Source organism: Kribbella sp. NPDC051718 (genome assembly GCF_040681515.1).
Taxonomy (GTDB): domain Bacteria; phylum Actinomycetota; class Actinomycetes; order Propionibacteriales; family Kribbellaceae; genus Kribbella.
This window is the reverse complement of the sequence record NZ_JBFAYZ010000008.1, coordinates 222,013-238,521: the sequence shown is the minus strand read 5'-3', so window position 1 is coordinate 238,521 and position 16,509 is coordinate 222,013. Positions and strand designations below refer to the sequence as shown.

The following is a 16,509-nucleotide window of genomic DNA, read 5'->3' as shown; positions in this document are numbered from 1 at the left end:
GGTATGCCTGAAGCAGTCATCGTCTCCACCGCGCGGTCGCCGATCGGCCGGGCCAACAAGGGGTCGCTGACCTCGATCCGGCCGGACGACCTGGCCGTCCAGATGATCAAGGCGGCCGTCGACAAGACCGGCCTGACCGGGGACCAGATCGAGGACCTGATGCTCGGGTGCGCCGAGCCGCACGACGAGCACGGCGGCAACATGGCCCGCCGGGTCGCCGTCCAGCTGGGCTGGGACAACACGCCCGCGACGACGATCAACCGGTTCTGCGCGTCCTCCACGCAGACCGCGCGGATGGCCTTCCACGCGATCAAGTCCGGTGAGGGCGACATCTTCGTCAGCGCCGGGGTCGAGTGCGTCTCGCGGTACAAGAACTTCGGTTCGGCGGGTGTGGGTGACCCGAGCTCGTTCAACGAGGTCTTCGCGGATGCGGTCCAGCGCACGGTGAAGTACGCCGAGACGAACGAGACGTGGCACGACCCGCGCGAGGACGGCCTGATCCCGGACGTCTACATCTCGATGGGCCAGACCGCTGAGAACGTCGCGACGCTGAAGGGCATCACCCGCGAGGACCAGGACGCTTTCGGCGTCCGGTCGCAGAACCTGGCCGAGAAGGCGATCGACAACGGCTTCTTCGAGCGCGAGATCGTCCCGGTCACGCTGCCCGACGGCACGGTGGTCAGTGCGGATGACGGCCCGCGGGCCGGTACGACGCTGGAGAAGGTCAGCCAGCTCAAGCCGGTGTTCCGCCCGGACGGTACGGTCACCGCCGGCAACTGCTGCCCGCTGAACGACGGCGCGGCGGCCGTGGTGATCATGAGCGACACCAAGGCGCGCGAGCTCGGCCTCACCCCGCTGGCCCGGATCGTCTCCACCGGTGTGAGCGGCCTGTCGCCGGAGATCATGGGCCTCGGTCCGGTCGACGCGACCAAGCAGGCGCTGGCCCGGGCCGGGATGAGCATCGGTGACATCGACCTGGTCGAGATCAACGAGGCGTTCGCCGTTCAGGTGATCGGCTCGGCGCGTGAGCTCGGCATCGACGAGGACCGGCTGAACGTGCACGGCGGCGCGATCGCGCTCGGCCACCCGTTCGGCTCGACCGGCGCGCGGATCATGACGACGCTGGTCAACGGTCTGCAGTTCGAGGACAAGCAGTTCGGCCTGGAGACGATGTGCGTCGGCGGCGGGCAGGGCATGGCCGTGATCCTGGAGCGCTTGAGCTGATGAGCCTGAAGGGTAAGACGGCGATCGTCACTGGTGCCTCCCGCGGGATCGGGCTGGCGATTGCCAAGCGGCTGGTGGCCGATGGCGCCCATGTGGTCATCACCGGCCGCAAGCAGGACGCGCTGAACGAGGCGATCGCCGATCTGGGCGGCCGCGACTACGCCTTGGCCGTCGCGGGCAACGCCGCCGACGGCGAGCACCGGGCCAGCGTGGTGGCCGCGGCGGTGGCGACGTACGGATCGGTCGATCTGTTGGTCAACAACACCGGCATCAACCCGATCTACGGCTCGCTGCTCGACGTGGACAGCGCCGTCGCGGCCAAGATGGTCGACACGAACGTGCTGGCGACCATTGCGTGGGTCAAGGCCTGCAGCGATGCGTGGATGCGCGCTCATGGCGGCTCGGTGGTCAACCTGTCGTCGGTGGCCGGGTTGTCGCCGTCACCGGGTATCGGCTGGTACGGCGCCACGAAGGCGATGCTGTCGCGCGTGACGGCAGAGCTGGCGGTGGAACTCGCCCCGGCGATCCGGGTCAACGCGGTCGCTCCGGCAGTGGTCAAGACGAGGTTCGCCGGCGCGCTCTACGAAGGCCGCGAGGAGAAGGTCGCGGCGGCGTACCCGCTGAAGCGCCTGGGCACTCCCGAGGACGTCGCGTCCCTGGTCTGGTTCCTGCTCTCCGACGAAGCCTCCTGGATCACCGGCCAGACCATCACCATCGATGGCGGCCTGACCCTCAACGGCGGCATCACCGGCTGAGCCGGCCCGTACTACGAGACCCCGTACTCCGCGTCCGTGACGTGCTCGCCCCACTCGGACTCGGGCACATCCGGCGCACCGGCCTCCCAGATCGCCGTGTGGACCATGAAGCTGTCCGGCGACCCACCGTGCCAGTGCCACTCGCCCGGCGGCGTGTAGATCACGTCGCCCGGGCGGATCGTGGTGACCTCGCCACCACGTGCCTGGATCAGCCCGACCCCGTCGGTGACGTGCAGCGTCTGGCCTTGAACGTGCCGGTGCCAGGCCGTGCGGGCGCCCGGAGCGAAGCGCACGGTGTTCACCCGCACGCGGGACGGCTCCTCGCCGCGGATGATCACGTCGAACCAGACGTCGCCGGTGAACATCTCGGCCGGTCCCTTGGTGCTCGGCGTGTTGGGTAGCAGGTGCACTGGTTACTCCTTGCTGAGGGCAACGGGTTCGGTGGCGGCCCAGCTGGCGAGCAGCTTGAGCGCGTCGGCGGTCGGTGTGCCGGGGGCCGCGGTGTAGACGAGCAGGGTCAGGCCGGGGGAGGACGGGAACTCCATCGCCTCGAAGTCGAGGTCCAGGGCGCCGACCACCGGGTGGTGCAGTTGCTTCTTGCCAGTGCGGTGGAAGCGGACGTTGTGGGCGGCCCAGCGGGTCCGGAAGATCTCGCTGCGGGTAGAGAGTTCGCCGATCAGCTCGGTTAGCGCCTTGTCGTGGGGGTTGCGGCCGGCCGCGGAGCGCAGGATTGCCGCGATGTCGTCGGCAGTCCTGTCCCAGTGCGGGAAGAAGTCCTTCGAGGCGGGGTCGAGGTAGACGAAGCGAGCGGTGTTGGCCGGTCGCCGGGAGTCGGCCAGCATCGGTGCGTACAGGGCCAGCGCCAGCTTGTTGGCGGCGAGCAGGTCGTGCCTGTCGTTGCGGATCCAGGCCGGTGCGTCGGTGATCGCGTCCAGGATCTGCTGGATGGCAGGCTTCACGCCCTGCGCCGTGCTACGCCGGCGCCGGGCGGGCGTCGCCTCGCTCTCGCGGGCCAGGGCGAACAGGTGCGCTTGCTCGGCCTCGTCGAGTTGCAGCGCTCGCGCTACCGCTTCCAGCACGCTCTCGGAGGCGCCGGACAGGTTCCCGCGCTCCAGGCGGATGTAGTAGTCCACTGACACTCCCGCGAGCAGGGCGACCTCTTCGCGACGCAGACCCTTCACCCGGCGGTTGCCGCCGTACGCCGGGAGCCCGGCGCGCTCAGGGGTGATCCGCGCACGCCTGGAGCTGAGGAACTCCCGGATCTCGGCTCTGTGGTCCATGCCCTCCACGCTACTTCGCTGCTCCGCTGGGAAGGAGGTACTGCCATTACCTGGAACGACAGGCACTCCCCGCGGCCGCGCTGGGCGCCTTCACTGGGGTCATCAACCCCCTTGAGAGGAAGCAATGCGAGCCACTTACCTGTACGGCGCCGGCGACGTCCGCGTGATCGACGTACCGGACCCGGTCATCCAGCAACCCACCGACGCGGTACTGCGCGTCGTCCGCTCCTGCGTGTGCGGGAGCGATCTGCACCCGTACCACGGAGCGCCCGTACCGGTCGGCGGTAAGCCGATGGGCCATGAGCTCATCGGGGTCGTCGAGGAGATCGGCAGTGAGGTGTCGACCGTCAAGCGCGGCGATCTCGTCATCACGCCGTTCGCCTGGTCGGACGGGACCTGCGACTTCTGCCTTGAAGGACTCCAGACTTCCTGTCGGCATGGCGGGTTCTGGGGAAGCAACGGCGTCGGAGGGTTGCAGGCCGAGGCGGTCCGCGTACCACTGGCCGACGGCACGCTGGTCAAGGTCCCGGTCGACGAGAACTCCGAGTTGTTGCCGTCGCTGCTCACCTTGTCCGATGTGTACGGCACTGGCTACCACGCGGCGGTGAAGGGTGGCGTCAGCGAGCGCACGTCGGTGACTGTGGTCGGCGACGGCGCGGTCGGCTTGCTCGCGGTCTTGTCGGCCCGTCAGATCGGAGCCGAGCGGATCATCCTGATGGGCCGGCACAAGGAGCGCACGGATCTCGGGGTCGAGTTCGGTGCGACCGATGTCGTGGCCGAGCGGGGCGACGAAGGGATCGCGAAGGTTCGCGAGCTGACCGGGGGCGATGGCACCCACGTGGTAATCGACGCGGTCGGGTTCCGGGAGGCGTACGACCAGGCGCTGGGCGTCGTGCGGGCCGGCGGGGTGATCAGCCGGGTGGGCGTTCCGCAGTACGCCGAGGCGCCGGCCGGGTTCGCCGATTTCTTCATCCCCAACATCACCCTCACCGGAGGCGCCGCTCCGGCCCGCGCCTACATCGAGCGGTTGCTGCCCGATGTCCTCACCGGCAAGGTTGCTCCTGGCAAAGTTTTCGATCAGACGGTCGCGCTGGAAGACGTTCCGGCCGGCTATCGCGCGATGCACGAGCGGACGGCACTGAAGGTACTCGTCCGCCCGTGATCGGTCTGCTTAGGGCTGGCGGCCTTGCCAGGCTGCTAGGCGGTCGTAGGGTGAGGCGTCTGCGGGGACCTCGATGACGGGGCCGAACGGGACGTGGCCGCCTCGTGGGGTGGCCGGTAGGAACTGCTGGGACAGAGGTAGGCAGTAGGTGGCGAGCTCGTCGTCTAGTAGGTCGGTGCGGCCGGTCGCCTTGGCGAGGTCCCAGGCGTGGGTGGCGAGTTCGCTTGTGTAGGAGGCGATTGCTGCGGCGCCGGGGATGGTTCCCCAGGGGACTGTGCAGGTCATGGTGAGGACGGCCGGGTTGGAGAGCGTTTCGTCGGCGACGGCGCGGCGTTCCTTCCAGGTACCGGCGAAGTCCTTCACGCCGGGCGTCACCGTCGGGATCGACAGCGGGTTGTTACCGGTCAGCGCAAGGTCGATCCGGGCGATGACTGTCATCAGGTGGCCGAGCAGCGTCTCGACGTCGTACTCCGGGCAGGGCGTCGGCAGGGCCAGGTCGTCGGCGCCGATGGTGTCGATCATCGCCTGGGTCTGGTCCAGGGCGCGGGCGAGCATCGGGCGTGGGTCCGTCACGGTTCCTCCAGTGATTGCGGTGTCAGAACCACTCTCGCTGGATAAGTACGACATCTTCTGTCGTATATTCGAAAGATGAGGGCCGACCGATTGCTGCAGCTCATCCTGCTGCTGCAACGCCATCCGCGGTTGAGCGCACGCGAGCTGTCGGAGCGGCTGGAGGTGTCGACCCGGACAGTCATGCGCGACATGGAGGCGCTGTCGGCTGCCGGCGTACCGGTCTACACGGAGCGCGGGCGTAACGGCGGTTGTGTGTTGCTGCCCGGCTATCGGGCCGATGTGAGTGGGCTGACTCCGCGGGAGGCGCAGGCGCTGTTTGCCTGGAGCGGCAGGGCATCGCTGTCGCAGGAGCTCGGCCTGCACGACGCACTGCAGTCCGCGATGGGCAAGCTGTCCTCCACGCTTCCCCTACAGCTACAGGACGATGCAGAGGCCCTGTCCGACGCCATAGTCGTCGACCGACGCCGGTGGTTCGCCGACGCCGAGGACACCGGAGCACTGCCGGTACTACGCCAAGCGGTGGTCACCCGCCGCCGAGTGACCATCCGCTACGCCTCAGCCAGCGAGGGCCGCCCGGTACGCCGTACCGTCGACCCCTGGGGCCTCGTCGAGCAGGCGGGACGCTGGTACTTGGTGGCGGCCCATCGCGGGGCCTCCCGGATGTACAGGGTGTCCCGGGTCGAGCAGGTCGACGTACTGGACGAAGCAGCCGTGCGGCCCGAGAACCTCGACCTGCAAGAGGAATGGGACCGTCTACGGTCGGGGCTCGAGCGGACGCTGCCGGCCAGGGGAGTGTACGTACTGCTCCGAGTCCGGCCGGATCGGGCGGAGCAGGTCAGGCGGATCTCCGCGTCCATGCTGGCTAGAGGCGAGCAAGCGCACGACGTACCGGCCCAGGATGACGAGTGGGTGCGGATGTCGATGCGGTTCCGCATCCGGGAGGCCGCATGCGGGATCCTGCTCGGCTTCGGCGACGTCGTCGAGGTACTTGAGCCCCTCGACCTGCGCGACGAACTCCTGCGGCTCGCGAAGGCAGCCGTCGCGGTCTACAGCTGAGCGTCTAGGGCTGAGCGTCGACAGCTAGAGCGCGGGTGCCGGAGAAGTGTTGCCGCACGCTGACTCTGCCGTCGGCGTCCTCGTCCTCGTTGCGCCACTGGAAGGTCGTCGCGGTGATGTCGGTGAAGATCCACCGGGTCTTGGCTGCATCCGAGTCCCGGGCCTCGAGCGTGATGCTGCCCGGTCCGGCATGCCCGATGAAGGTCTTCACCAGTGCATTCCTCGGCCCCATCCAGGTGGAGCGGAAGGCGTCCAACTCGGGGTCGTAGATGCGGATGCTGAGCCCCCACTCGCCGTCGTCCGGCGAGGTGCGAACAGCCCGGCTCGGCGTGATCCAGACGTCAGCCACCGCGCTGCCGTCGAGCGCCCAGGCGAAATGCCACTCGCCCTTCGTCTCCCGGGTCACCTGCCCCTCGTCGTCGTACCAAGTGACGTCCAGGTCCCAGCTGCCGATCAACGGCGCATACGGCTGGAAAGCCTGCTCGAACTCGGGCCGCGGCGCATCGGAGACGAACAACCCTGCCAACACCGAAGCCGGTGATATTCCCGCCATGCCGCGCACGCTACAACATCCGGTCAGGAGGGGAAGACCCGCTGCGAAACGAGGAACTTCCTGGCACCGGTCGCGTAGTCGAACGCCATCAGACTCACCCGGACCGAGGATGCGCCGCCGACGACGTCTGCCGGCACGTCGATAGCCCAGGTCACGTCACCCTCACAGACTGTCGGGGATTGGCCGTACGCCGCGTCGTTGATCTGGTGACCCTGTGCGTTGAGTGCCTCGACCCGGACGTAGCGGCAGTCGTTCGAATCCACCGACCTGGCCGACGTCTGAGCCGTTACGCCACGATTGAAGAAGGTCACCGTGCCCACGGCATAGGTGTTTCCGTATCTCACCTCGAAGTCAGCCGTCGGAAACGCGGTGCCGGCTGCCTGGCTGGACAGCGGAGCGGCCAGACAGGCCAACCCGGCCGCGACAGCCACGGCAGCGGTAGCAGACCTTCTGATCATCCTCGAGACCCTTCGTCGGACCGGGAACTGCGGCCGTCACAGCCTGCAGCAGTCAGCCGTACGACAGAAGCCTTTTGCAGGTACTTGCAACGAGGGTTTACTCGGCCGTGGAAAGGATGAGGGAGCGGAGGCGGGCGACGGCGAGGGTGAGGCCGATGATGATGACGGCCAGCAGGAGGATGGTGGCGATCGGGAGTTTGACGGCGGAGTCGACGTCGGGGTGGTCGGTGAGTTTGTTGATGACGGCCAGGGACCATTGCTGGACGCTGAGGGTTTTGGCGCCGTCGACGTACTGGCCCATCACGCCTTCCCAGAGCAGGGCGTAGATCAGGCCGATGGTGACCGCGTTGCCGGAGATCACCGACAGTGCGATGAAGATGGCGGTGTAGGCGATCCCGGCCACCAGGGAACCGATGCCGAAGGCAACGGCTGTCTGTGGGTCGTGGACGTCCAGGATCAGGCCGGCGGCGAACATCGGTACGGCGCCGAGGACGAAGATCACTGCGATCGCGACCAGGGCCTTGGTCAGGACGATCGTGGACCGCTTGATCGGCTTGCTCAGCAGGTAGACGATCGAGCCGTCGTCGATCTCGGACGACAGCGCGCCGGTCGCCGCGATCAGCGAGACCAGCGGCACGATCACCGCGAGGCCGAACAACTGGAGCAGGCTGATGCTGAAGTCGGACGAGTCGTCCAGCGTCAGCGCCAGCAGCACGCACAGGGCGAGCAGTACGCCGGGCAGGATGAAAAGCAGCAGGCCGCGCCGGTGACCGAACAGAGTGGCCATCGTGAGCCGGGCGATCGTCGCGTTCATGAAGTCAGCGCCTCCCGACGAGGTAGGAGAAGACGCTCTCGAGGGACTCGTCGGTCGGAGCAACTTCGAGTAGGCGGATGCCGAGGTCGCGCGCCAGCGACGGCACGATCCGGCTGAACCGTTCGAAGTCGACCACCTGCACCTGCAGGGCACCGCCTTCGAGATCGGCCCCGGAGGTACAGGGATCGCCGATCAGCGCGGACGCGAGCTTGCGGTCGTCCGACGAGCGCAGCCGGTACAGCACCGGCCGGTCCGTCATCAGCGTGCGGATCGCGCGATAGTCGCCCGACGCCGCGTGCCGGCCGGAGACGACGACCTCGATGTGCGTCGCGACCTGCTGCACCTCCTCGAGGATGTGCGAGCTGAACAGCACCGTACGGCCGTCCGCGCCCATCTTCCGCAGCAGGTCCATCAGGTGCAGCCGCTGCCGCGGATCCATCCCGTTGAACGGTTCGTCGAGCAGCAGTACCGACGGATCGTGGACGAGCGCCGCGGCCATCTTGATCCGCTGCTTCATCCCCTTCGAGTACGTCGAGATGCGCCGCCCGGCCGCGTCCTCCATCGCCACCGTCGCGATCGCGGCGGCTGCGGCGGCGCGCGGATTCGGCAGGCCTTGGAGCTCAGCGTTTGCGACCACGAAAGCCGAGCCGGTCAACGTGTCGTACACGGCCTCGGTCTCGGGAACGAGCCCGATGTGCCGGTAGGAGCTCTCGTTTCGCCAGACCGGTACGCCGTCCAGCGTGACGGCTCCGGTCGACGGCGGCAGGAAGCCGGCCATCATCGTGATGAGCGTCGACTTGCCCGCGCCGTTCGGCCCGAGCAACCCGGTCACACCAGGACCGATGGTCATCGTGACGTCGTTGACCGCGACGACGTTGCCGTACCAGCGGGAGACCTTCTCGATCTGGATGACGCTCATCCGCGGGCCACCTTGGCATAGCGCGAGTTGACGCCCCAGACGCAGAGCGCGACGAGGAGGACGTACACGGCCGCGAAGACCAAACCCTCGGCCGTCGTCGGTTTGAAGTCGCCGCCGCCGCGGAGGATGAAGCTCTGCAGCACCTGGACGAGCGTGAACGGCGAGCCCAGGTTGGTGTAGTGGGCCGCTGTGCTGTCCTGGTCCGCCTGCGAGTCGAGGATCGCGGTGGTGGTGACGACGGCGGTGAAGGAGACGATGAGGACCGCGATGATCGCAGCGACGGCGAAGCCCCGGCGCGGGGTCGCGGCGGAGATCAGTCCGCCGATCGCGGCCAGCAGGATCGAGAGCAGCAGGGCGGCGACGAGTCCGCTGAGGAACTGCTTGGTCATGTCGGTGAAGTCGAACTTGGCCAGCAGCGCGCCGGCGTACAGGATCACCAGCGGCAGGCCGGTGAGGATCATCAGCGCGAGGATCAGTGCCGTCAGCTTGGCCAGCGCGTAGTCGGTCCGCCGCAGTGGCCGGGCGAGGTAGAGCACGATCGAGCGGTACCGGAGATCGCGCGAGAAAAGCTGCGGCGCCTGCGAGGCCAGATAGAGCGCGATGACGGCCTGCAGCAAGAAGAGGTAATCCACCTGGTTCACCGGTGGCTTGTCGAACTGCAGTGCGCTCTCGATGCCGACGATGATCGCCACCGGCACCACCATCACCGCGAGCAGCAGGATCGGCATCACCTTCGACTTGCCGGACCGGCCGAGTCCGTAGGCGTGCCGCAGACTCGACACGACCAGCGCCTGCCAGATCGCGAACCGGCCGAGGCGTGGACCGTCGTAGTGCCGGTAGCCGATGTCATGGATGACACCAGCCCCACGCTCCTGGTCAGACACTGAAAACCTCTTCCAGCCGGTGGCGGTGCTGCTCGACCCTGACGAGTCCGAGGCCGAGCTCGGCGATCGAGTCGCGGACCAGGTCGTACGTCGCCTCGCCGCTGATCTCGACGAGAACCAGTGGGCCGTCTGTCCGGGCCCGTCCGCCGGCTCGCTCTAGCGCGGCGGCCAGTCGGTCGCGTCCGCTGAGATCCCGTACCTCGACCGCCAGCACTCCGGTCTCGCCGGTCAGCGCGGCCTTCGACTCCGACCTCAGCAGCCGGCCGCCGTCGAGGACGACGATGTGGTCGCAGACGTGTTCGAGCTCGCCGAGCAGATGCGACGTGATCAGCACGGGGATGCCGAACTCGGTGCCGATCCGGCGTACCAGCGTGAGCATCTCGTCGCGGCCGGCCGGGTCGAGCCCGTTGGTCGGTTCGTCGAGCAGGACGAGTTTGGGGTCGTGCACCAGCGCCTGGGCCAGCTTCACCCGTTGCTTCATGCCGGTGGAGTAGCCGCCCATCGGCCGGTAGCGGGCTTCGTCGAGGCCGACGTGGCGCAGTACGTCGGCGGCTCGTTCCCTCGCTGCGGTCGCGGGCAGGCCGGACATCTGGGCGAGGTGCACCGCGAACTCGGTCGCGGAGACGTCGGGGGGCAGGCAGTCGTGCTCCGGCATGTAGCCGACGAGAGCACGGACCGCCTCGCCGCCGGTGACCACGTCGTGTCCCAGCACGATGGCGCTTCCGGCGGTCGGGGCGATCAGTCCGAGCAGAATTTTCAGCAGGGTCGACTTGCCGGCACCGTTGGCTCCGACCAGTCCGGTCACGCCGGACCCCACTTCGACAGTCAGCTCGTCCAGGGCCGTCACACGCGGGTATCGCTTGGTCAACGATGTGGTCGCGATAACGGGCACCGGCCAACCCTAATGCCCACCCGGCCCACGACAGAATCACAGCCACCCCACAGCTGTTGCGATCGCGTCCCAACTAATCCGCTGGCGGCCTGGAGGCGCCCTGGTTAGGGTCCGGAGATGCGGATCAGGGTGATGACGGCCGATGACGCCGAGGCGGTTTCGCTGTTGCGGCGGGAGGTCTATTCGTACTCCGTGATGTCGCCGGCCTATCTCCGGCACCAGTTCGCGACACGGTCCGCGGCGGAGCGGCATCTCGGGCTGATCGCGGAAGACGGCGGTCAGGTGGTCGGGATGGGAACCGCTGGGCTGAACGTCTGGACCAGCGAGCCAGGTCAGAGCGAGGTGGCGATCCAGGTCCATCCATCGCATCGCCGACGTGGCATCGGTGGCGCGTTGGCGTCGCGGTTGCATGGCCATCTGAGCGAGGTCGGCGCTGTGCGGATCCGGACTTTCGCGACACTTTCGGGTCTGTCTTTTGCGACTGGGCTTGGGTATGAGCCGTCGCGCGAGATGCACTACTCGGGTCTCGATCCGCGAGTACTTCCTGAGCAGCCTCCGGTGCCGGACGGGATCCGGATCGCGACGCTGGACACCTTGCATCCACGGCAGGTCTTCGTCGCCGACACGACCGCCACCCTCGACGAGCCGAGTGATTCGCCGATGGACTCGGTGGACTACGACGATTGGCTCAAGGAGATCTGGGAATCGCCGGCGTCGGACAAGACGCTGAGTGTCGCCGCCCTCGCCGGCGATGAGGTCGCCTGCTTCACGGCGGTCGCGGCGGACGGCGACCGAGCTTGGTCGGACATGACGGGCACCATTCCGGAGTACCGGGGTCGCGGACTCGCGAAGCTGGTGAAGTCGGTAGCCCTCCGCCGCTGCGCCGAAGCCGGCATCACCGGCGCCTTCACCTCGAACGACGACGCGAACAAACCGATGCTCGCCATCAACAACTGGCTCGGCTACCGCCGAATCGAAACCCAGACGAGCCTGCTCAGGACACTCTGAGATGCCCGTCGAGATCCGGACCGCGACGGTCGACGACGCCGGCGCTGTCGCAGCGCTGAACCAGGCGCTATTCCCGTACGTCGCCAAGACCGACGAGCAGTTCCGTCATGATCTCCAACGCGCGGCTGACGATCCGGCCCGCGGGTTGCTGGCCGCTTGGTCGGACGGCCGGTTGGTCGGCTATGCATCGGCGGTGCCCGCGACCTGGCGAAGCGTTCCGGGCGCCTTCTACCAAACTCTCTTTGTGGACAAGGCTTTTCGCGGCCAGGGCATCGGGTCGGAGTTGATGCAGCGACTCGACGCGCATCTGACGGAGTACGACGCGAGCGAGGTGGAGGCGGGGCCGAACGACGACGGGCTCTCGTTCGCCCTCGGCCGCGGTTACCGGGTTGACTCCGAGATGCGGTACGCCGGAACGGACCTGCGCTCGCTGCCGCCCGAGCCCGAGCGGCCGCCGGGGATCGAGGTCGTGCCGATGTTCGGGTTGGACGCGGGTGCGGTATTCCCGGCGTACCAGGAGTCGGGGCTGGACATTCCGGCCACGCCGGTCGACGCGAGCTTCGAGTGGTTCCAGCAGGTTGTTTGGGAGTCGCCGTCTGTCGCGCGGGAGTTCAGCTTTGCGGCCGTCGACGGCGGGCAGGTCGTCTGCTGCACGATCAGTCTGAAGGCCGCGACGGGGTTGTGGACGGATATGACCGGCACGGTCCGGTCGCATCGTGGGCGGGGGCTGGCGCGGGTGGTGAAGTGGGCGGCGTTGCGGGCTGCTGCTGATGCGGGGTTGACGGCGGCGTACACGGCGAACAGTGAGGAGAACCAGGCGATGCTCGCGGTGAACCGTTGGCTCGGGTATCGGCCGGTTGCCAGGCACACTGTCGTCCGCCGGAAGTTTCGATAACTTTTACAGCAGTCCAGACCAGTTTGCTCCTGACCGCGGGTATCTTCCCGTTGACTCTTCGCCCCTGAAGGAGTTCCGATGGAGATCAGGCCAGCTGTACCGGATGATGCCGCGGATGCCGCGGCGCTCTACGAGATCGTCGAGCCGTGGTCGGTGACTACCGCCGAGTTGATGCGCGCGGGGCTCGAGGAGGGCGGTGGGTCGCGGGCTCGGGCCGCCTTCGCTGCGTTTGAGGATGAGCAGTTGATCGGGTGGGGGACTTGTGCGGTGATACCGGGGTCCAACCCGTTGAGTGGCCAGCTGAGGGTGCTGGTGCATCCGGAGTACCGGAGCTTGGGTGCGGGGACCGAGTTGGTGGAGCGGACGCATGCACATCTGAAGGCGGCGGGGCCGGTGAACGTCCGCGTTTTCGCTGACCCGGCGTCGCGGGAGTGGGCGTCGCAGTGGGGGTATCAGCAGACGCGGCAGGTGCATTACGCGGCGATCGATCCGCGAGCGGCGCCGGCGCTTCCCGTAGTACCGGCCGGGGTTCGGCTGGAGCCGTTGGGCGAGGTGGATCCGCGGCTGGTCTATGCGGCCGATGAAGTTGCCCAGCGCATCAAACCGGGCGACGCGAAGATCGAGAGCCGGCCGTACGAGGACTGGCTCGCCGACGTCTGGCAGGCACGCGGCATGATGCTCGACCTGAGTGTCGCGGCGGTGCAGGACGACGAGGTCATCGGCTTCACGCTCGGTACCGGGAGCTATCACAAGATCTGGTCGCAGATGACGGCGACGATGCCTGATCACCAAGGGCGCGGCCTGGCCAAGCTGGTGAAGTGCGCCGCGCTGCACCGAGCCGCCGACGCCGGGGTGGTCGGCGCGTACACCGCCAACTACGACGGCAACGAGCCGATGCTTGCCGTCAACAACTGGTTGGGCTACCGGCGGGCGGCAACCCATTCAGTGCTGATCTGCCCGCTTTAAGGAACGAGCAGTACCACGGTCTCGGCGACGCAGGCCGGCTTGGTGGAGTCCTCGAGCTCGATGACCCACTGCAGCGAGACCTGTACGCCGGCCGCCGTCTCCTGCGCGCCGGCGATCGAGGCGCTCGCGCGGACCCGGCGGCCGACCGGGACCGGGCTGGGGAAGCGGACCTTGTTGACGCCGTAGTTCAGCTTCGCCGTGACGCCTTCGACCGAGAACAGCTCCTCGCCGAACCGGGCGATCAGGCTGAGCGTCAGGTAGCCGTGCGCGATCGTGCCGCCGTACGGGCCCTTCGCCGCCCGATCGACGTCGACATGGATCCACTGGTGGTCGCCGGTCGCCTCGGCGAACTGGTTCACCTGCTCCTGGGTGATCTCCAGCCACTCGGTCTCGCCCAGCTGGGTGCCGACCGCGTGGACGACCTCTTCGACACCGGTGAAGGTCTGCATCTGCCTGAGCTCCTAGTTGCGGGGTCCGCCGGCGACGTACAGGACCTGGCCGGAGACGAAACCGGCCTCCTCGCTGGCGAAGAACGAAGCGGCGGCCGCGATGTCCTCCGGCTTGCCGGTCCGGTTCACCGGGATGGTGGCCGCGGTGGCCTTCTTGAACTCCTCGAAGTCGACGCCGACCCGGGCCGCGGTGGCCGCCGTCATGTCGGTCTCGATGAAGCCCGGGGCGATCGCGTTCGAGGTGACGCCGAACTTGCCCAGCTCGAAGGCAAGCGTTTTGGCCAGCCCCTGCAGGCCGGCCTTCGCGGCGGCGTAGTTGGACTGGCCGCGGTTGCCCAGGGCCGAGGTGGAGGAGAGGAAGATCATCCGGCCGTAGCCCGCGTCGACCATGTGCTTCTGGCAGGCCTTCGACATCAGGAAGCTGCCGCGCAGGTGCACCGACATGACGGTGTCCCAGTCGTCCTCGGACATCTTGAAGATCAGGTTGTCGCGCAGTACGCCGGCGTTGTTCACCAGGATCGTCGGGGCGCCCAGTTCGGCCACCACCCGCTCGACGGCGGCGGTGACCTGGTCGGCCTTGCTCACGTCGCAGCCGATCGCGACGGCCTTGCCGCCGGCCTCGGTGATCGCCTCGACGGTCGCGGCGCAGGCCGCCTCGTCCAGGTCCAGTACTGCGACGGCGTTGCCGTCGGCGGCGAGCCGCTGCGCCACGGCGGCGCCGATTCCCCGGGCCGACCCGGTCACGATCGCCACGCGCTGCTGCTCGGTCATACCGCCTGCTCCCTACTGATCGGTTCGTATCCGGGGATGACATTACCCACGTTCGGTGATGGCCGGTGCGGTCAGGATGCGATGATCGCCGTGTGGATCATCACAACCGGCACGTTTACCACTGTCCGCTCCGCTGGGGCGACATGGACGCGCTGGGCCACGTCAACAACGGCCGGTACGTCGACTACCTGCAGGACGCGCGCGTCGACTTCCTGTTCCGGACCGCCAAGGAGCTCGGCGCCGACGACCTGGAGACCGGGCTGCTGGTCGCCCGGCACGAGGTGGAGTACCGGCGGCCGCTGGTCTTCCGGCCCGAACCGGTCCGGATCGAGCTGTGGATCAGCGAGATCAAGGCGGCCTCGTTCGTGGTCGACTACGAGATCCTGGATGTGGCTGCCGACGCTCGAGTGACGTATGTCGAGGCCCGGACCCGGCTCGTTCCCTTCGATTTCGCCGCCAACCGGCTGCGCCGGATCACCCCGGTGGAGCGGACGGCGCTGGAGAAGCTGGTGGGCTCGTGACGTTCAGTCATCCCGTACTGGTCCGCTGGTCCGACATCGACTCCTACGACCACGTGAACAACGTCCGGTACTTCGACTACTTCCAGGAGGCCCGGATCCTGTTCCTGTCCCAGCTGGTAGGGGTCTCGGGCGACTATTTCGCGCACTATCCGGTGGTACTGGTCAGCCAGACGGTCGACTACCTGCGCCCGATCCTGCTGCGGCATCCGCCGTACGACGTGGACGTGTGGGTCGAGGCGGTCGGGCGTACGTCGTACACGCTGGGCTCCCGGATCGTCGACCGGACGGGGGAGACGGAGGACCTCTACGCGCGGGCCAAGTCCGTGCTGGTCGCGGTGGACGGTACGACGCACGCCAAGCGGGAGCTGACCGACGCCGAACGGGAAGCCCTCGTGCGGCACGTTTCGGTGGCTTGAGACACTGATGACGATATGACCGAGCCGATGAGTTTCTACGACGCCGTGGGCGGGGCCGACACCTTCCACCGCTTGGTGGCCGCCTTCTACTGCGGGGTCGCCGCCGACCCGGAGCTGCGCGCGATGTACCCGGAGGAGGATCTCGGCCCGGCCGAGGTGCGCTTCCGGATGTTCCTCGAGCAGTACTGGGGCGGGCCGCGGACGTACTCCGAGCAGCGCGGGCATCCCCGGCTGCGGATGCGGCACAACCCGTTCGCCGTCACGCCGAGCGCCCGGGACAGCTGGCTGGGGCACATGCGGGCAGCGCTCGACGAGATCAAACTCGAGCCGGAGCGCGACGACGAGATCTGGAAGTACATGGTGATGGCCGCGCACAGCATGGTGAACACCGACGAACCGAACTACCCCGGCGCGATCGACGTGGCCGGGAACTGACTTCTGAGGAGTGACAAGAGCATGGCTGCTATTCGCACCGCCAAGGCCCACTGGGAAGGTTCGCTGCTGGAGGGGGCCGGCAAGGTCAACCTCGAGTCGTCGAAGCTCGGCTCCTTCGACGTGACCTGGGCCGCCCGCTCCAACGACAAGGCCGAAGGCATCACCAGCCCCGAAGAGCTGATCGCCGCCGCCCACTCGACCTGCTTCTCGATGGCCCTCTCCCACGCCCTGGCCGGCGCCGGCAACGCCCCGGAGTCGATCGACACAACCGCGGACGTCACCTTCGTCCCCGGCGAGGGCATCACCGGCATCAAGCTCTCCGTCAACGGCAAGGTCCCCGGCCTGACCGCCGACGAGTTCGCCCAGTTCGCCGAAGAAGCCAAGAAGAATTGCCCGGTCTCTCAGGCCCTCACCGGCACCACCATCACCCTGGACGTCACCTTCACCGCCTGACGCTGCGTGCCTTTCCGGCGCCGAC

22 protein-coding genes are annotated in these 16,509 nt (G+C 67.8%); 11 read left to right on the top strand and 11 right to left on the bottom strand.

Annotation, left to right across the window (positions count from 1 at the left end; genetic code table 11):
- Positions 1-3: 3 nt before the first annotated feature.
- Both AB0M15_RS28985 and AB0M15_RS28980 read left to right on the top strand, forming a co-directional pair.
- On the top strand, positions 4-1,224 hold the full coding sequence (locus tag AB0M15_RS28985) for an acetyl-CoA C-acetyltransferase (protein WP_363824608.1): 1,221 nt from the start codon (positions 4-6) through the stop codon (positions 1,222-1,224).
- Complete coding sequence (locus AB0M15_RS28980; protein ID WP_363824607.1) at positions 1,224-1,979, top strand: SDR family oxidoreductase; 756 nt, start codon at positions 1,224-1,226, stop codon at positions 1,977-1,979. Before AB0M15_RS28985 ends, AB0M15_RS28980 begins: the two co-directional genes overlap by 1 nt.
- 11 nt (positions 1,980-1,990) lie before the next feature.
- Here AB0M15_RS28980 and AB0M15_RS28975 read toward each other — a convergent pair whose 3' ends face one another.
- Positions 1,991-2,389 carry a cupin domain-containing protein gene (locus AB0M15_RS28975; protein ID WP_363824606.1) on the bottom strand — a complete coding sequence of 133 codons (399 nt, stop codon included), beginning with the start codon at positions 2,387-2,389 and terminating at the stop codon, positions 1,991-1,993.
- A 3-nt stretch (positions 2,390-2,392) separates the two neighbouring features.
- Positions 2,393-3,259: a helix-turn-helix transcriptional regulator gene (locus tag AB0M15_RS28970; protein WP_328321054.1), complete on the bottom strand. Its 867-nt coding sequence runs from the start codon at positions 3,257-3,259 to the stop codon at positions 2,393-2,395.
- Positions 3,260-3,383: 124 nt separating this feature from the next.
- Between AB0M15_RS28970 and AB0M15_RS28965 the strand changes: the two genes are divergently transcribed.
- Entirely contained in the window at positions 3,384-4,421 is a 1,038-nt protein-coding gene (locus AB0M15_RS28965) for an alcohol dehydrogenase catalytic domain-containing protein (protein ID WP_363824605.1), read from the top strand.
- Positions 4,422-4,430: 9 nt separating this feature from the next.
- Here AB0M15_RS28965 and AB0M15_RS28960 read toward each other — a convergent pair whose 3' ends face one another.
- Positions 4,431-4,994, bottom strand: coding sequence for a TIGR03086 family metal-binding protein (locus AB0M15_RS28960; RefSeq protein WP_363824604.1), 564 nt, complete (start codon positions 4,992-4,994; stop codon positions 4,431-4,433).
- 75 nt (positions 4,995-5,069) lie between these two features.
- On the opposite strand from AB0M15_RS28960, the gene AB0M15_RS28955 reads away from it, so the two are divergent.
- The gene (locus AB0M15_RS28955) at positions 5,070-6,050 is read left to right on the top strand and encodes a WYL domain-containing protein (protein WP_363824603.1); all 981 of its coding nucleotides are present in this window, start codon (positions 5,070-5,072) and stop codon (positions 6,048-6,050) included.
- Between the two features lie 4 nt (positions 6,051-6,054).
- Here the strand turns inward: AB0M15_RS28955 and AB0M15_RS28950 are convergent, their stop codons facing one another.
- The 6 genes from AB0M15_RS28950 to AB0M15_RS28925 all read right to left on the bottom strand — a co-directional run bounded on the left by AB0M15_RS28950 (position 6,055) and on the right by AB0M15_RS28925 (position 10,570).
- Complete coding sequence (locus tag AB0M15_RS28950) at positions 6,055-6,603, bottom strand: hypothetical protein (protein ID WP_363824602.1); 549 nt, start codon at positions 6,601-6,603, stop codon at positions 6,055-6,057.
- Positions 6,604-6,626: 23 nt separating this feature from the next.
- Positions 6,627-7,061 carry a hypothetical protein gene (locus AB0M15_RS28945; protein ID WP_363824601.1) on the bottom strand — a complete coding sequence of 145 codons (435 nt, stop codon included), beginning with the start codon at positions 7,059-7,061 and terminating at the stop codon, positions 6,627-6,629.
- 97 nt (positions 7,062-7,158) lie between these two features.
- Positions 7,159-7,875, bottom strand: coding sequence for an ABC transporter permease subunit (locus tag AB0M15_RS28940; RefSeq protein WP_363824600.1), 717 nt, complete (start codon positions 7,873-7,875; stop codon positions 7,159-7,161).
- A 4-nt stretch (positions 7,876-7,879) separates the two neighbouring features.
- Positions 7,880-8,794: an ABC transporter ATP-binding protein gene (locus AB0M15_RS28935; protein ID WP_363824599.1), complete on the bottom strand. Its 915-nt coding sequence runs from the start codon at positions 8,792-8,794 to the stop codon at positions 7,880-7,882.
- Positions 8,791-9,678, bottom strand: a complete 888-nt coding sequence (locus AB0M15_RS28930) for an ABC transporter permease (protein WP_363824598.1) — start codon at positions 9,676-9,678, stop codon at positions 8,791-8,793. The genes AB0M15_RS28935 and AB0M15_RS28930 overlap by 4 nt, the downstream gene beginning before the upstream one ends.
- Positions 9,671-10,570 (bottom strand): ABC transporter ATP-binding protein, encoded by a 900-nt coding sequence (locus tag AB0M15_RS28925; protein ID WP_363824597.1) that lies wholly within the window; start codon positions 10,568-10,570, stop codon positions 9,671-9,673. Before AB0M15_RS28925 ends, AB0M15_RS28930 begins: the two co-directional genes overlap by 8 nt.
- Before the next feature lie 117 nt (positions 10,571-10,687).
- On the opposite strand from AB0M15_RS28925, the gene AB0M15_RS28920 reads away from it, so the two are divergent.
- The 3 genes from AB0M15_RS28920 (at position 10,688) to AB0M15_RS28910 (ending at position 13,439) form a co-directional block, all read left to right on the top strand.
- Complete coding sequence (locus AB0M15_RS28920) at positions 10,688-11,578, top strand: GNAT family N-acetyltransferase (RefSeq protein WP_363824596.1); 891 nt, start codon at positions 10,688-10,690, stop codon at positions 11,576-11,578.
- A gap of 1 nt (position 11,579) precedes the next feature.
- Complete coding sequence (locus tag AB0M15_RS28915; protein WP_363824595.1) at positions 11,580-12,473, top strand: GNAT family N-acetyltransferase; 894 nt, start codon at positions 11,580-11,582, stop codon at positions 12,471-12,473.
- A gap of 78 nt (positions 12,474-12,551) precedes the next feature.
- Complete coding sequence (locus tag AB0M15_RS28910; protein ID WP_363824594.1) at positions 12,552-13,439, top strand: GNAT family N-acetyltransferase; 888 nt, start codon at positions 12,552-12,554, stop codon at positions 13,437-13,439.
- Here the strand turns inward: AB0M15_RS28910 and AB0M15_RS28905 are convergent.
- Both AB0M15_RS28905 and fabG read right to left on the bottom strand, forming a co-directional pair.
- The gene (locus tag AB0M15_RS28905; protein ID WP_363824593.1) at positions 13,436-13,888 is read right to left on the bottom strand and encodes a MaoC family dehydratase; all 453 of its coding nucleotides are present in this window, start codon (positions 13,886-13,888) and stop codon (positions 13,436-13,438) included. The two genes, AB0M15_RS28910 and AB0M15_RS28905, sit on opposite strands and share 4 nt — an antisense overlap.
- A 12-nt stretch (positions 13,889-13,900) precedes the next feature.
- Positions 13,901-14,659: a 3-oxoacyl-ACP reductase FabG gene (gene fabG, locus AB0M15_RS28900; RefSeq protein ID WP_363824592.1), complete on the bottom strand. Its 759-nt coding sequence runs from the start codon at positions 14,657-14,659 to the stop codon at positions 13,901-13,903.
- Positions 14,660-14,751: 92 nt separating this feature from the next.
- On the opposite strand from fabG, the gene AB0M15_RS28895 reads away from it, so the two are divergent.
- The 4 genes from AB0M15_RS28895 to AB0M15_RS28880 are packed head-to-tail and all read left to right on the top strand — an operon-like array spanning position 14,752 to position 16,484.
- Complete coding sequence (locus tag AB0M15_RS28895) at positions 14,752-15,180, top strand: thioesterase family protein (protein WP_363824591.1); 429 nt, start codon at positions 14,752-14,754, stop codon at positions 15,178-15,180.
- Positions 15,177-15,596, top strand: coding sequence for an acyl-CoA thioesterase (locus tag AB0M15_RS28890; protein ID WP_363824590.1), 420 nt, complete (start codon positions 15,177-15,179; stop codon positions 15,594-15,596). Before AB0M15_RS28895 ends, AB0M15_RS28890 begins: the two co-directional genes overlap by 4 nt.
- A gap of 27 nt (positions 15,597-15,623) precedes the next feature.
- A complete protein-coding gene (locus tag AB0M15_RS28885; RefSeq protein ID WP_363824589.1) occupies positions 15,624-16,031 on the top strand; it encodes a globin in 408 nt (135 codons plus the stop codon).
- 21 nt (positions 16,032-16,052) lie between these two features.
- The gene (locus AB0M15_RS28880; RefSeq protein ID WP_363824588.1) at positions 16,053-16,484 is read left to right on the top strand and encodes an OsmC family peroxiredoxin; all 432 of its coding nucleotides are present in this window, start codon (positions 16,053-16,055) and stop codon (positions 16,482-16,484) included.
- The last annotated feature ends 25 nt before the right edge of the window (positions 16,485-16,509 follow it).